Below are 12142 nucleotides of genomic sequence, written 5' to 3'. Positions count from 1 at the left end.
TCCATGAACAGGCCCGCCACGCCCACGGCCACACCGGCGCGCGCCAGCACGGGCACCATGTCGCGCGCACCACCGCTCACGGCACCCAGTCCGCCGGGTTTTTGCACCGAGTGGGTAACGTCAAACACCACCGGCGCGCCGGAGTTGCGCATCTCGGCCAGGCTGGTCATGTCGGCCACGAGGTTGTTGTAGCCAAAGCTCACACCGCGCTCGCAGGCCAGAAAGCGGTCTTCCGACAGGCCCACCTCGGCTGCTGCCGACCGGGCCTTGTCAATGACGTTTTTCATGTCCCAGGGCGCCAGGAACTGGCCCTTCTTGATGTTCACCGGCTTGCCGCTTTGCGCCACGGCGCGGATGAAGTCCGTCTGGCGGCACAGGAAGGCAGGCGTTTGGAGCACATCGACCACACTGGCCACCTCGGCCACATGCGAGGTGTCGTGCACGTCGGTCAGGATGGGGAGTTGCAGCTGGCGGCGCACTTCATCCAGGATCTTCAGGCCAGCTTCCAGCCCTACACCGCGCTTGCTGGTGCCGGAGGAGCGGTTGGCCTTGTCGAAAGAGCCCTTGTAAATCAGCGGGATGCCCAGCGGCGCGCAGGCTTCCTTGAGTTGGCCTGCCACGTCGAGCGACATCTCCAGGCCTTCGATGGAGCAAGTGCCTGCGATCAGGAAGAAGCGCTGGTCTAGGCCGACGTTGAATCCGCACAGCTGCATGGTGGGTGTCCCTTATGCTTTTTTCGCGGCTTGCTGGTGTTCCACGGCGGCCTTGATGAAGGCGTTGAACAGCGGGTGGCCGTTCCAGGGCGTGGACTTGAACTCGGGGTGGAACTGCACGCCGATGTACCAGGGGTGCACGGCTTGCGGTAGCTCCACGATTTCGGTGAGCTGCTCGCGCTGCGTGAGCGCCGAGATCACCAGGCCCGCTTTGCGCAGCTGGTCTAGGTAGTTCACATTGGCTTCGTAGCGGTGGCGGTGGCGCTCAGTGACCACATCGCCGTAGATGCTGTGTGCCAGCGTGTCCTTGGCCACGTCCGAGCTTTGCGCGCCCAGGCGCATGGTGCCGCCCAGGTCCGAATTCTCGTCACGCTTCTTGATGGTGCCGTCCGCATCCTTCCACTCGGTGATCAGTGCGATCACGGGGTGGGGCGTGGTAGGGTCGAACTCGGTGCTGTTGGCGTTGGCCAGACCGGCCACATGGCGGGCGTATTCGATGGTGGCCACCTGCATGCCCAGGCAGATCCCCAGGTAGGGCACCTTGCGCTCGCGCGCAAACTGGGCCGTGGCGATCTTGCCTTCCACGCCGCGCTGGCCGAAGCCGCCGGGCACCAGGATGGCGTCGTACTGGGCTAGCTTGGCCACTGCTTCGGCACTGTCGATGGTTTCGGAGTCGACGTGGTCGATCTTCACACGCACATGGTTGCGCATGCCGGCGTGGCGCAGGGCCTCGTTGACCGACTTGTAGCTGTCTGACAGGTCCACATACTTGCCCACCATGGCGATGGTGACTTCGCCTTGTGGGTGCTCGGTCTCATGAACCAGGTCGTCCCAGCGCTTGAGGCTGGTGGGCGGGGTGTTCAGGCGCAGCTTGTCGCAGATCAGGCCATCGAGGCCTTGCTCGTGCAGCATACGGGGCACCTTGTAGATGGTGTCCACATCCCACATGCTGATCACACCCCATTCGGGCACGTTGGTGAACAGCGAAATCTTGGCGCGTTCTTCTTCGGGAATGCGGCGGTCGGCGCGGCACAGCAGAGCGTCGGCCTGGATGCCGATCTCGCGCAGCTTCTGCACGGTGTGCTGGGTGGGCTTGGTCTTGAGTTCGCCGGCTGCTGCAATCCAGGGCAGGTAGGTCAGGTGAACGAAGGCCGCATTGTTGGGCCCCATGCGCAGGCTCATCTGGCGCACGGCTTCCAGGAACGGCAGCGATTCGATATCGCCCACGGTGCCGCCGATTTCGACGATGGCCACATCCACGGCATCGGGCGTGCCAATGCCGGCGCCGCGCTTGATGAATTCCTGGATTTCGTTGGTGACGTGGGGAATGACCTGTACGGTCTTGCCCAGGTAGTCGCCACGGCGTTCCTTCTCCAGCACGGACTGGTAAATCTTGCCCGTGGTGAAGTTATTGGTTTTCTTCATGCGCGTTTCGATGAAACGCTCGTAGTGGCCCAGATCCAGGTCGGTTTCTGCGCCGTCATCGGTCACAAAAACCTCGCCGTGCTGGAACGGCGACATGGTGCCCGGGTCTACGTTGATGTAGGGGTCAAGCTTGATGAGGGTGACTTTGAGTCCCCGCGATTCGAGGATCGCGGCAAGGGAGGCTGAGGCGATTCCCTTACCGAGGGAAGACACCACACCGCCGGTGACGAAGACAAATTTGGTCATGTCTGAAGGGGGCCTCTCGCGAGAGGTCTCCTGGTGGTGGGAAATTGGGATTATAGATGGCGCCCTGGCGACACCCCTTGGGGCAGGGTCAACCCTGTCTGCTAAATTCGGCCCATGAATGAGCTTGCTGGCAAACACATTGTTCTGGGTTTGAGTGGGGGCGTGGCTTGCTACAAGGCGGCCGATCTGTGCCGCCAGCTCATCAAGGAGGGCGCCACCGTGCAGGTGGTGATGACCGAAGCGGCCGAGCAGTTCATCACGCCGGTCACCATGCAGGCTCTCTCTGGAAGGCCGGTGTATGGCTCGCAATGGGATGCCCGCGAGCCCAACAACATGCCCCATATCAATCTGAGCCGCGAGGCGGATGCAATCCTGATTGCGCCCTGCAGTGCGGACTTCATTGCGCGTCTGGTGCAGGGCAGGGCAGACGAGTTGCTCAGCCTGCTGTGCTTGGCGCGTCCCGCGCAGCACGTGCCGTTGCTGCTAGCGCCCGCCATGAACCGCGAAATGTGGGCCCACCCTGCCACACAGCGCAACCTGGCCCAGGTGGCGCAGGACGGCGCTGCGGTGCTGGGTGTGGGTAACGGCGATCAAGCCTGTGGCGAGACTGGCGACGGCCGCATGCTGGAGCCCATGGAGTTGCTGGAGGAGTTGATTGCCTTCTTCGCGCCCAAGGTCCTGGCGGGGCGCAAGGTCTTGGTGACGGCGGGGCCTACTTTTGAAGCGATCGACCCCGTGCGTGGTATCACCAATCTTTCGAGTGGAAAGATGGGCTTTGCGATTGCGCGTGCCGCCCGCGAAGCCGGTGCCGAGGTCACTTTGGTGGCTGGGCCCGTGCATCTGCCCACGCCACGTGGGGTGCAGCGTGTGAGTGTGCAGTCGGCCCAGGACATGCTGGCGGCCGTACAGCGCCATGTGCAGGCGGCGTCGGTGTTCGTTGCCACCGCTGCCGTGGCGGACTGGCGGCCCGCCAGCCAGTCCTCCCAGAAAATCAAGAAAGACGGCTCGGGCCAGACCCCGACCCTGGGTTTCGTGGAGAACCCCGACATCCTGGCCACGGTGGCGAAGTCATCGCATGCCCTGGAGGGTGATCTCTTTTGTGTCGGTTTTGCCGCTGAGAGCCATGACCTGCTGGCCCACGCCACGGCCAAGCGTGCGCGCAAAGGAGTGCCGCTGCTGGTGGGCAACATTGGTCCGGCCACCTTTGGGCAGGATGACAATGCTTTGCTGTTGGTGGACGCCCAGGGGCACCGCGAGCTGCCCCGGGCCTCCAAGCGGGTGCTGGCCCAGCAGCTGGTCGCGGACATTGCAGCGCGGTTGGCGCCTGTGGTTTCCTAGAGGTCTTTGCCGGGAGGCTGTATGAAGACTGGTGCCATCAAGCCTGAATGGGACACGCCGCCCGATGGCGACTTTGCACGCTACGTGGAACGGCTGACCGCACCAGCGCCTGTTAGAGGTGTACAGGCTTTAGTCCCTGGCTCCACCGCCGCCCAGAAGCCCTCTGGGGCGGCTGGGGTGCGCCCGGCGCCCAAGCCCGGTCCGCCGGATCTCGCTCTGGTTCTGAAGCCTTTGCTGGGCGTTGTGCGTGCCGTGCGCGCCGTGCTGCTGGTGTTGATTGTCTTGCACGGGGCGGCGTTGTTTATGTGGAGCCAAGGGTCTTTGCCGGGGCTGGCGGTCATGGCGGCCATCTGGTGGGGGCTGGGGCGTTTGATCGAAGTGGCTCCCAAGGCCCTATCATCCGCAGCCTTCGGGGCCGCGTCAGGCGTGGAGCCCTTGCAGGAGCGGCTGCGGCAAGTGGCCCAGCAGCGCACAACTGGAAAGAAGAAATAACTGTGAAGATTGACGTGAAGATTCTGGATCCGCGCATGGCGGATCAATTGCCCACCTATGCCACACCCGGCAGCGCGGGTCTGGACCTGCGGGCCTGCCTTGATGCGCCGCTCACCTTGCAGCCCAATGCATGGCAACTGGTGCCCACCGGCATTTCCGTCTACATCAAGGATCCGGGGTACGCCGCCCTGATCCTGCCGCGCTCCGGCCTGGGCCACAAGCACGGCATTGTGTTGGGCAATCTCGTAGGCCTGATCGACAGCGACTACCAGGGGCAGCTCATGGTGAGCGCCTGGAACCGCAGTAACGTGGCCTTCACGCTGGAGCCCATGGAGCGCCTGGCCCAGTTGGTCATCGTGCCGGTTGTGCAGGCGCAGTTCAACGTCGTCACCGAGTTTGAAGCCACTGAGCGGGGTGAGGGCGGCTACGGCTCGACGGGCAAGGCCTGAAGCCACTGCGCCACAGGCGTGGCGCGGCATTTGTAAGACGGCGCTTACTTTTTTGTGTGTCTGTTACCGACAGGCCATGTGGCCATGTGTCCACGCGGCTGAACCCTGCCGCGTTGTTCCAATCAACCATGTGTCCGGGATGACTGCTGTGTGCCTTGCATCGACACTTCGCCTCGGACTGGCTCATATGACTTCAGGAGATTGAAATGCTGCAATTCACCCGCCGCCCCCTCGCCATTGCTGGTGTGGTTGTCCTGGCTGGCTCTTTGGCTGCCTGTGGCCACAACCGTCCAGCGCCTGCTCCCCAGTATTCAGGGGGTTATTCCAGCGGCTATCAGACCGCCCCCGCCTACCCGATCAACCCGGCTGGCACCGAGTACGGTCGCGTGTCCAACATCGAGGTGGTACAGGGGCGCTCTCAAGGCCAGACCTCCGGTGCGGGGGCAGTGCTGGGTGCGGTTGTCGGCGGCGTCCTGGGTAATCAGGTGGGCAAGGGCTCTGGCCGCGCGGCTGCCACGGCGGTGGGCGTGCTCGGGGGCGCTGTGGCAGGCAATGCCATCGAGGGGCGCAACAACCAGGAATACGTGCAGGGATATCGGCTGTCCGTGCAACTGGACCAGGGCGGTTACCGCGTGTATGACGTGAGCAGCCCGGGTGATCTGCGTATTGGCGACCGCGTGCGTCTGTACAACGGCCAGATCTCACGTCTCTGAGTTGAAGGGCTGAAAGAAAGCGGGCGCTCTGAAAACCATCAGAGCGCCCGCTTACTCATGGGGGTCTTGTCGAGAGAGGACTAGTGCAGCAGCGAGCTTCCAGGGGCTTGGGGCTGTACGCGAAAGAAGCCCGTTCCCGCCGTACCACGACCGATTTCTTCCTCGGTCGCTTCGCGGACGGCCTGTATGGTGAGTTGCAGGCGCAGCGCAATGCCTGCCAGCGGGTGGTTGCCGTCCAGCACCACGTGTTCGGGGTAGATCTCGGCCACGGTGTAGAGCGCAGTGCGCGGCGCATCCGGGTTGCAGCCTTCCGGCAGTGCCATTCCGTCAAATGTCATGCCTTCTTCGATTTCTGCTGGGAACAGCGCGCGGGGTTCCAGGAACAGCAGTTGGTCGTTGAAGTCGCCAAAAGCGTCCTCGGGTTCGAGGTGCAGCGCCAAGCTGGCGCCGGGGCTGTGACCTTGCAGGGCTTCTTCGATGCGGGGCAGAAGATCATCGCCGCCGACCAGAAACTCCACGGGCTCATCGAGCACGTCCAATTCTTCGCCCAGCGTGTCCTTGAGCGTCCAGGTCAGTGCGACCACACATTGTTGGGTAATTTCCATAGGAGAATTGTCGCAGTTTGACCAACCGCCCTGCCAAGGGGCCCTGTTTTCCCATGGATATCCAGCAACCCCTTTCCCTGCTCGGTGGCCTCACCCCCGCGCAATTCATGCGCCGCCACTGGCAGAAGAAGCCCCTGCTGGTGCGCCAGGCCATTCCCCAATTTGCGCCGCCCGTCTTGCGGTCAGAGTTGTTTGCGCTGGCCGCGCAGGAGGGGGTGGAATCGCGCCTGGTGCAGTTGGTCAAGGGCGCCTGGAAGCTGCGCCACGGTCCCTTCAGTCGCCGCGCGCTGCCTGCGCTGCAGCAGCCGGACTGGACCTTGCTCGTGCAAGGGGTGGATCTGCACAACGATGCGGTCCATGCGCTGATGCAGCAGTTTCGTTTCGTGCCCGAGGCGCGGTTGGATGACCTCATGATCAGCTATGCCAGCAATGGCGGCGGCGTGGGGCCACACTTTGACAGCTACGACGTCTTTCTGTTGCAGGCCCATGGCAAGCGGCGCTGGCGCATTGGTCGCCAGAAGGACCTGACGCTGCGCGACGACATTCCGCTGAAGGTGCTGGCCCAGTTCGAACCCGAAGAGGAGTTTGTGCTGGAGCCGGGCGACATGCTGTACCTGCCGCCGCGCTACGCCCATGACGGCATTGCCGAGGGCGAGTGCATGACCTACTCCATCGGGTTCCGCGCCCCAGCGCGCGCAGAGCTGGCGCAGGAGCTGCTGGTGCGCCTGGCTGAAGATGCTGGCGAGGCCGACGAAGGCAAGCCTTTGCTCTACCGTGACGCAGGCCAGGAGGCCGTTGCGCATCCTGCTCACATTCCGGCCGTATTGCATGAATTCGCGCGTGAAGCGCTTGCCCGTGCGCTGGCGCAACCCCTGATGCTGGAGCGCGCGCTCGGCGAATACCTCACCGAGCCCAAGCCCAGTGTGTGGTTCGAACCCGGCGATGCTCGCGTGATGCTGGAGGGTGTCTGCCTGGACCGCAAGAGCCGCATGATGTACGACGCGCAGCACATCTTCATCAATGGCGAAAGCTACCGAGCCGCTGGGCGCGACGCTACGTTGATGCGACGCCTGGCAGACGAACGACGGCTGACGGCGCGTGAGCTGGCCCGCGCCAGCGACGATGCGCTGGAGCTGTTGTCCTCATGGTGCGATGCGGGCTGGGCCCATGTCTGGACGGGCAGTCACTGACCAGGAGACTGTGATGAGCGACAACTTCGCTGCCACCCCGCCCGAGCCTTTGCGGGACCTGCCCACCGGTCGGTTCAGTGGTCGGGAAGTGTTCCAACAGCTCGTACGTGATGCCTTCGCCACGGCCGCGCGGGACGGCTGGCAGGAGATTGTCATCTGTGACGCCCATTTTCACGACTGGCCTTTGGGCGAGCGCTGCGTGATCGAATCCCTGCAGGCCTGGGCCCACAGTGGCCGACGCTTCACCATGCTGGCCTGCAGCTATGACGATGTGATTCGGCGCCATGCCCGGTTTGTGCGCTGGCGCGGCACTTGGGACCACATCATCACCTGCCGCCGCAGCCCGGCGGCCGACCCTCTGGATCTGCCGAGCGCCCTATGGTCGCCGCAGTGGGTCATGCACCGCCTGGACCCGGAGCGCTGCGTGGGGGTGACGGGCTCTGAGCCCGACCGCCGGGTGTTTTTGCGGGAGTCGATCAATGAATGGGTGCGCAGCAAGAGCACCCCGGGGTTTCCCTCAACCACGTTGGGCCTGTGAACCTCTGCGTAGCAAGCAGCGCTGGCGTACCGGGAAGTGGCCTGTGTGTGGTGAGATCACCACGGCTTTGCTTTGCATGTGCGAAGTCAAGCGGGTGTAAAGCTTTCGTCAGTGTTAGTCAGTATTGACTAAAAATCAATATAATCGGAGGTTGCGCCAAAAAGGTGCAAATCAACGCTTTGTGCCAATGCGTACCAGGGCTTCAGAGAGCCTGACGCCATGGCTTTTCAAGATTCTGTCTGTCCAACTAGGAAATCGAAATGAAGAACTCTCTCGTTCTGGCCGCCCTGATCGCTGCTGCTGCACTCGCCGCTTGTGGCAAGAAGGAAGAGCCCGCTCCAGCACCTGCTCCCGCACCCGTGGAAGCTCCCGCTGCTGCGCCAGCTCCTGCCGCCGAACCCGCAGCGCCTGCTGCTTCCGACGCAGCTGCAGCCCCTGCCGCCGCTCCTGCTGCTGATGCCGCCGCTCCTGCTGCCGACGCTGCCAAGGCCGCTGCTGATGCTGCTGCCACCGCTGCTACTGGCGCTTCCGCAGCCAAGTAAATCGCTGCAGGCTCTGGGCCGACCACATGGTTGGCCTTTGCCACGGCCCCGCACCGCAAGGTTCGGGGCTTTTTTTATGGCATTTTTTGTCTTTGGTGCGGAGATTGCCTGTATCTGACCATGCCTGGTCAGCGGCTTGGGTGACTCTCGCCCACGCGCAGCCATTCGGTCCCCTGGGTGGGGCTGGCCACAATGATCTCCTCGGCCCGCCAGCCCAGCGCGGCCGCTAGAGCCGCTTGCGCGAGGCGGGGGGCATTGTTCTTGGCGCTCAGGTGGGCGGCTACCACCTGGCTCAGGCCTGCGTGCTGCACTGCTCGCAGTATGTCGGCTGTGGCGGCATTGGCCAGGTGGCCAAAGGGACCACCCACCCGGCGCTTCAGAAAGGGCGGGTAGCGTGAGGCCTGTAGCATGCCAGGGTCGTGATTGGCCTCGATCAGGAGGGCATGGCAGCCTTTGAGTTGCTCCAGCACATGGGCGCTGGCGTGCCCCAGGTCGGTCAGCACCGCCAGGTGCGCGTCGCCATCGGAGCAGCGCAGCTGCAGCGGCTCTCGGGCGTCGTGGGGCACTGTGAAGGGCAGAGCCTGGAAGGTGCCCAGGTCCATGGCTTGCATGTCGCGCGCCATCCGCAACAGGCCGTCAAAGTCCGGGAACCCCAGTGCTGCGTGTGTACCTTCGCTCATCCAGACCGGGATGCGGTAGCGCAAAGCCAGTGCCTGGGCGCATCCAATGTGGTCGGAGTGTTCGTGGGTGATGAAAACGGCGTCGATATCTTCGGGCTGCAGCTGGGCCTGGGTCAGGCGGGCTTGCAGTTGGCGGATGCTGAACCCGCAGTCGATCAGCAGGCGGCGCATCTGCGCGCCGCTGCCGCCTTCGACCACGGTGGCGTTGCCTGAGCTGCCGCTGCCCAAATTCTTGAAGCGCAGCATGGTGGATGTGGGACGCTTAAAAGACCACACCCTGCCGGGGGCTTGTGGCCCGGGGCAGGGTGCTGGTGGGGGTTGGGCGGTGTGCCTTCTTGACTACTTCAGGTCGTCGGTAATCACGCGCACGATACGCTCGGCATTGGCCGAGGTGTCGGGGGCACCTGCTTCATTGAGCACAGACACCGTGGTGGATTCGCCCTGGCTGCGCACCACGATGCGGTACTTGAGCGGAGGTGTCGCGGCCGAGGAGCTGCTGAAGAGCTTGCCGAAGAAACCAGGATCCTTTTTGTCGGCATTGGGAGCCACATAGCGTACGAAATACGTGCCTTCGTTGCGGTTGCGGTCTTCCACCGTGAAGCCTGTGCGGTCCAGCGCCAGGCCCACGCGGCGCCATGCGCGGTCAAAACCCTCGTCCAGTTGCACCACGGGCTGGTTGTTGACGGTTGCCATGCGCGCTGCCTGCGTGCGTGGCGCCGGAGTTGCGGCAATGGCGCGAGACTGCTCCTGGCTCACGCCCAGCTTGACCATCAGGCGGCGCAGGAATTCGGTTTCCAGTTCAGGGTCGGAGGGGCGGGGTTGCCACACCGTGTTGTCCTTGGTGGTTGTGCCGTAGACCTCAATCATGCCGCGATGTGTGATGTAGACCTCGGTACTGCCATTGGCATTGCGCTCTAGGCGGGTGCGGAATTTGTCGCGTTCTCCGGTGGAGTACAGCGAGTCCAGCATCTTGCCCAGCGTGGAGCGAATGAAGTCCTGCGGCAGCTTGGCGCGGTTTTCTGCCCAGTCGGTTTCCATGATGCCGACGTTGGACTCAGCCTGGGCCAGGTTGAAGCCGTTTTCCTGCCAGAAGTCGCGCACGGGCTCCCAGAGCTTGTCGGCAGGGCGGTTGACCACCAGCCAGCGCTGGTTGCCGTCGCGTTCGATGCGCACGTCGCCCAGCTGCAGGGCGGCGGCGTTGGCCGTGCCGGAGGGCTGCGCTGCCTGGCCGGCCTGCAGGGCGGCGGCCGATACCGTGCCACCTGGCACGGCATAGCGCGATTCGCGCGACAGCTGCGTCAGATCCGGTGGGACTTCAAGGGTCGAGCCCTTGGCGGCGCTCTTGTAGTCGATCTTGTCGCCTTCGAGGGCGGCGCAGGCGGACAGGGCCATGGCGAGGGCCAGCAGGCTCAGGCGGGTGGTAGCAGCTTTCACGCGGAAATCCTCGGGAAGAAGTGTCTCAGGGAGCCGGGCGTGGCCCGGGTTGGATCAGGCCAGCAGGCCGCTGCTGCGCAGTGCAGCCTCGACAACGGCTTCGTTGCCGCTGGCCAGCGGCGTCATGGGCAGGCGCATGGTGCCACCACACAGGCCCATGCGGGCCATGGCCCACTTGACCGGGATGGGGTTGGCTTCGACGAACAGGTTCTTGTGCACGGGCATCAGCTTGAACTGAATTTCCATGGCGCGACGCGCGTCGCCCGCCAGGGCCGCCACGCACAGCTCGTGCATCAGGCGCGGGGCCACGTTGGCCGTCACGCTGATGTTGCCGTGGCCGCCGCACAGCATCAGGGCTACAGCGGTTGGGTCGTCGCCCGAGTACACGCCAAAACCCTGGGGCACGTCACGGATGAGCCACTGGGCGCGTTCGACGTTGCCTGTGGCTTCCTTGATACCGATGATGCCGGGCACCTGGGCCAGGCGCAGCACGGTGTCGTGCTGCATATCGGCCACCGAGCGGCCGGGCACGTTGTAAAGCACGATGGGCAGGTCGCCCGTGGCTTCGGCAATCGCCTTGAAATGCTGGAACTGGCCCTCTTGCGTGGGCTTGTTGTAGTAGGGCACGACCTGCAACTGGCTGTCGGCACCGACCTTCTTGGCGAACTTGGCCAGCTCGATGGCTTCGGCGGTGGAGTTGGCGCCGCAGCCGGCCATGATGGGCACGCGCTTGGCGGATTGTTCGACCGCGACGCGGATGATCTCGCAGTGCTCTTGGACATTGACCGTGGGCGATTCGCCCGTGGTGCCCACCACGCCGATGCAGTCGGTGCCTTCGGCGATATGCCAGTCGATCAGTTTGCGCAGGGCGGGGTAGTCCACGCTGCCGTCCGCGTGCATGGGGGTGACGAGGGCGACGATGCTGCCGGTAAGAGGCACGGAGGAAGAGGTCATGTCCGCAGTGAAAAACGGTAAAAGGGCATTCTAACTAGCCGCGATGGACAAAAGATGCCGGGAAGGCCCGCCAGGCTGCGGGAGTTCCCGCACGGCCGTGACGCGTTGCACAAAACGTGCGGGTTCGTCCAGGAACCCGTCTTCGTAGGCCACCACACGCAGCCCCTGGCAGGCGCCCAGCAGTTCGCCGGGCGCGAGCAGGAATTCGGGCCGTGCCGGGCGCCCCACGGTTTCGTTGCCCAGGGCAAAGGTCTCGTAGATCAACACGCCACCTGCAGCGACGCTGTCCACAATGGTGGGCAGCAGTGGCCGCCAGAGGTAGTTGGTGACCACCACGGCGCCAAACTGGCGCCCCGCCAGGGGCCAAGGGCCGTTCTCAATGTCTGCCAGCAGCAGCTCGCCCAGGCCGTCGCAGGCGGCCAGGGCCTCGGCGGACCGGTCCACGCCCACCATGGCGTGCCCCAGACTGCGCAGCCAGCGCAGGTGGCGGCCTGCACCGCAGGCCACATCCAGCACCGTGCTGCCGGAGGGAATCAGGTGGGCCCAGCGGCGGACCCATGCGGAGGGAGCTTCCGTACCATGCATTTTGCTATTGAATTTATAGCTATAAAGACTTGTTCAGCGCGCGCAGAGGCCCAAAAAAGCCTTGAATCCACCCGATGTGCCCGTCAGAAACAGGCCCACATCTGGTCGGCGAGCATCACCATGAACTCGGGCGCGGTGTACAGGCCAAACACCGCCAGGCACAGCAGCACCGCTACGGCCACACCCAGCCAGCGCAGGGCGCGCGGCCTGGGTTTTGGGGGCGGGGGCGGTGTGTGCA

General features: G+C 64.1%; 14 protein-coding genes. 7 read left to right on the top strand and 7 right to left on the bottom strand.

Features of this window, described 5'->3' with window-relative positions:
• Both kdsA and DBR12_RS14265 read right to left on the bottom strand, forming a co-directional pair.
• Positions 1 to 713, bottom strand: a 713-nt coding sequence (kdsA, locus tag DBR12_RS14270) for a 3-deoxy-8-phosphooctulonate synthase (RefSeq protein WP_233244521.1), incomplete at its 3' end; no start/stop codon positions are given.
• Positions 714 to 725: 12 nt separating this feature from the next.
• Positions 726 to 2384 carry a CTP synthase gene (locus DBR12_RS14265; RefSeq protein WP_108617867.1) on the bottom strand — a complete coding sequence of 553 codons (1659 nt, stop codon included), beginning with the start codon at positions 2382 to 2384 and terminating at the stop codon, positions 726 to 728.
• A 114-nt stretch (positions 2385 to 2498) separates the two neighbouring features.
• Here DBR12_RS14265 and coaBC point away from each other — a divergent pair, with 114 nt between their 5' ends.
• The 4 genes from coaBC to DBR12_RS14245 all read left to right on the top strand — a co-directional run bounded on the left by coaBC (position 2499) and on the right by DBR12_RS14245 (position 5376).
• On the top strand, positions 2499 to 3722 hold the full coding sequence (coaBC, locus tag DBR12_RS14260; protein ID WP_108617866.1) for a bifunctional phosphopantothenoylcysteine decarboxylase/phosphopantothenate--cysteine ligase CoaBC: 1224 nt from the start codon (positions 2499 to 2501) through the stop codon (positions 3720 to 3722).
• A gap of 21 nt (positions 3723 to 3743) precedes the next feature.
• Entirely contained in the window at positions 3744 to 4214 is a 471-nt protein-coding gene (locus tag DBR12_RS14255) for a hypothetical protein (RefSeq protein ID WP_233244520.1), read from the top strand.
• A gap of 2 nt (positions 4215 to 4216) precedes the next feature.
• The gene (dut, locus tag DBR12_RS14250) at positions 4217 to 4663 is read left to right on the top strand and encodes a dUTP diphosphatase (RefSeq protein ID WP_108617865.1); all 447 of its coding nucleotides are present in this window, start codon (positions 4217 to 4219) and stop codon (positions 4661 to 4663) included.
• 206 nt (positions 4664 to 4869) lie between these two features.
• Entirely contained in the window at positions 4870 to 5376 is a 507-nt protein-coding gene (locus tag DBR12_RS14245) for a glycine zipper 2TM domain-containing protein (RefSeq protein ID WP_108617864.1), read from the top strand.
• Positions 5377 to 5456: 80 nt separating this feature from the next.
• Here DBR12_RS14245 and DBR12_RS14240 read toward each other — a convergent pair whose 3' ends face one another.
• Entirely contained in the window at positions 5457 to 5981 is a 525-nt protein-coding gene (locus tag DBR12_RS14240) for a peptidylprolyl isomerase (RefSeq protein WP_108617863.1), read from the bottom strand.
• Between the two features lie 53 nt (positions 5982 to 6034).
• Here DBR12_RS14240 and DBR12_RS14235 point away from each other — a divergent pair, with 53 nt between their 5' ends.
• The 3 genes from DBR12_RS14235 (at position 6035) to DBR12_RS14225 (ending at position 8251) form a co-directional block, all read left to right on the top strand.
• Positions 6035 to 7171, top strand: coding sequence for a cupin domain-containing protein (locus DBR12_RS14235; RefSeq protein ID WP_108617862.1), 1137 nt, complete (start codon positions 6035 to 6037; stop codon positions 7169 to 7171).
• A 13-nt stretch (positions 7172 to 7184) separates the two neighbouring features.
• Positions 7185 to 7709, top strand: coding sequence for a hypothetical protein (locus tag DBR12_RS14230; protein ID WP_108617861.1), 525 nt, complete (start codon positions 7185 to 7187; stop codon positions 7707 to 7709).
• 260 nt (positions 7710 to 7969) lie between these two features.
• Complete coding sequence (locus tag DBR12_RS14225) at positions 7970 to 8251, top strand: hypothetical protein (RefSeq protein ID WP_108617860.1); 282 nt, start codon at positions 7970 to 7972, stop codon at positions 8249 to 8251.
• Positions 8252 to 8379: 128 nt separating this feature from the next.
• On the opposite strand, the gene DBR12_RS14220 is transcribed toward DBR12_RS14225, so the two are convergent.
• From DBR12_RS14220 to DBR12_RS14205, 4 genes are all read right to left on the bottom strand, one after another.
• The gene (locus DBR12_RS14220) at positions 8380 to 9177 is read right to left on the bottom strand and encodes an MBL fold metallo-hydrolase (RefSeq protein WP_108617859.1); all 798 of its coding nucleotides are present in this window, start codon (positions 9175 to 9177) and stop codon (positions 8380 to 8382) included.
• A 93-nt stretch (positions 9178 to 9270) separates the two neighbouring features.
• Positions 9271 to 10365 (bottom strand): outer membrane protein assembly factor BamC, encoded by a 1095-nt coding sequence (gene bamC, locus DBR12_RS14215; protein WP_108617858.1) that lies wholly within the window; start codon positions 10363 to 10365, stop codon positions 9271 to 9273.
• A 54-nt stretch (positions 10366 to 10419) separates the two neighbouring features.
• Positions 10420 to 11319, bottom strand: a complete 900-nt coding sequence (dapA, locus tag DBR12_RS14210) for a 4-hydroxy-tetrahydrodipicolinate synthase (protein ID WP_108617857.1) — start codon at positions 11317 to 11319, stop codon at positions 10420 to 10422.
• A gap of 30 nt (positions 11320 to 11349) precedes the next feature.
• Positions 11350 to 11904, bottom strand: a complete 555-nt coding sequence (locus DBR12_RS14205) for a bifunctional 2-polyprenyl-6-hydroxyphenol methylase/3-demethylubiquinol 3-O-methyltransferase UbiG (RefSeq protein ID WP_108617856.1) — start codon at positions 11902 to 11904, stop codon at positions 11350 to 11352.
• Between the last annotated feature and the right edge of the window lie 238 nt (positions 11905 to 12142).

It is taken from the genome of Acidovorax sp. HMWF029, assembly GCF_003060895.1.
GTDB lineage: Bacteria > Pseudomonadota > Gammaproteobacteria > Burkholderiales > Burkholderiaceae_C > Acidovorax.
Note: the sequence above shows the minus strand (reverse complement) of the source record. Positions and strands in the feature narration are given on the sequence as shown.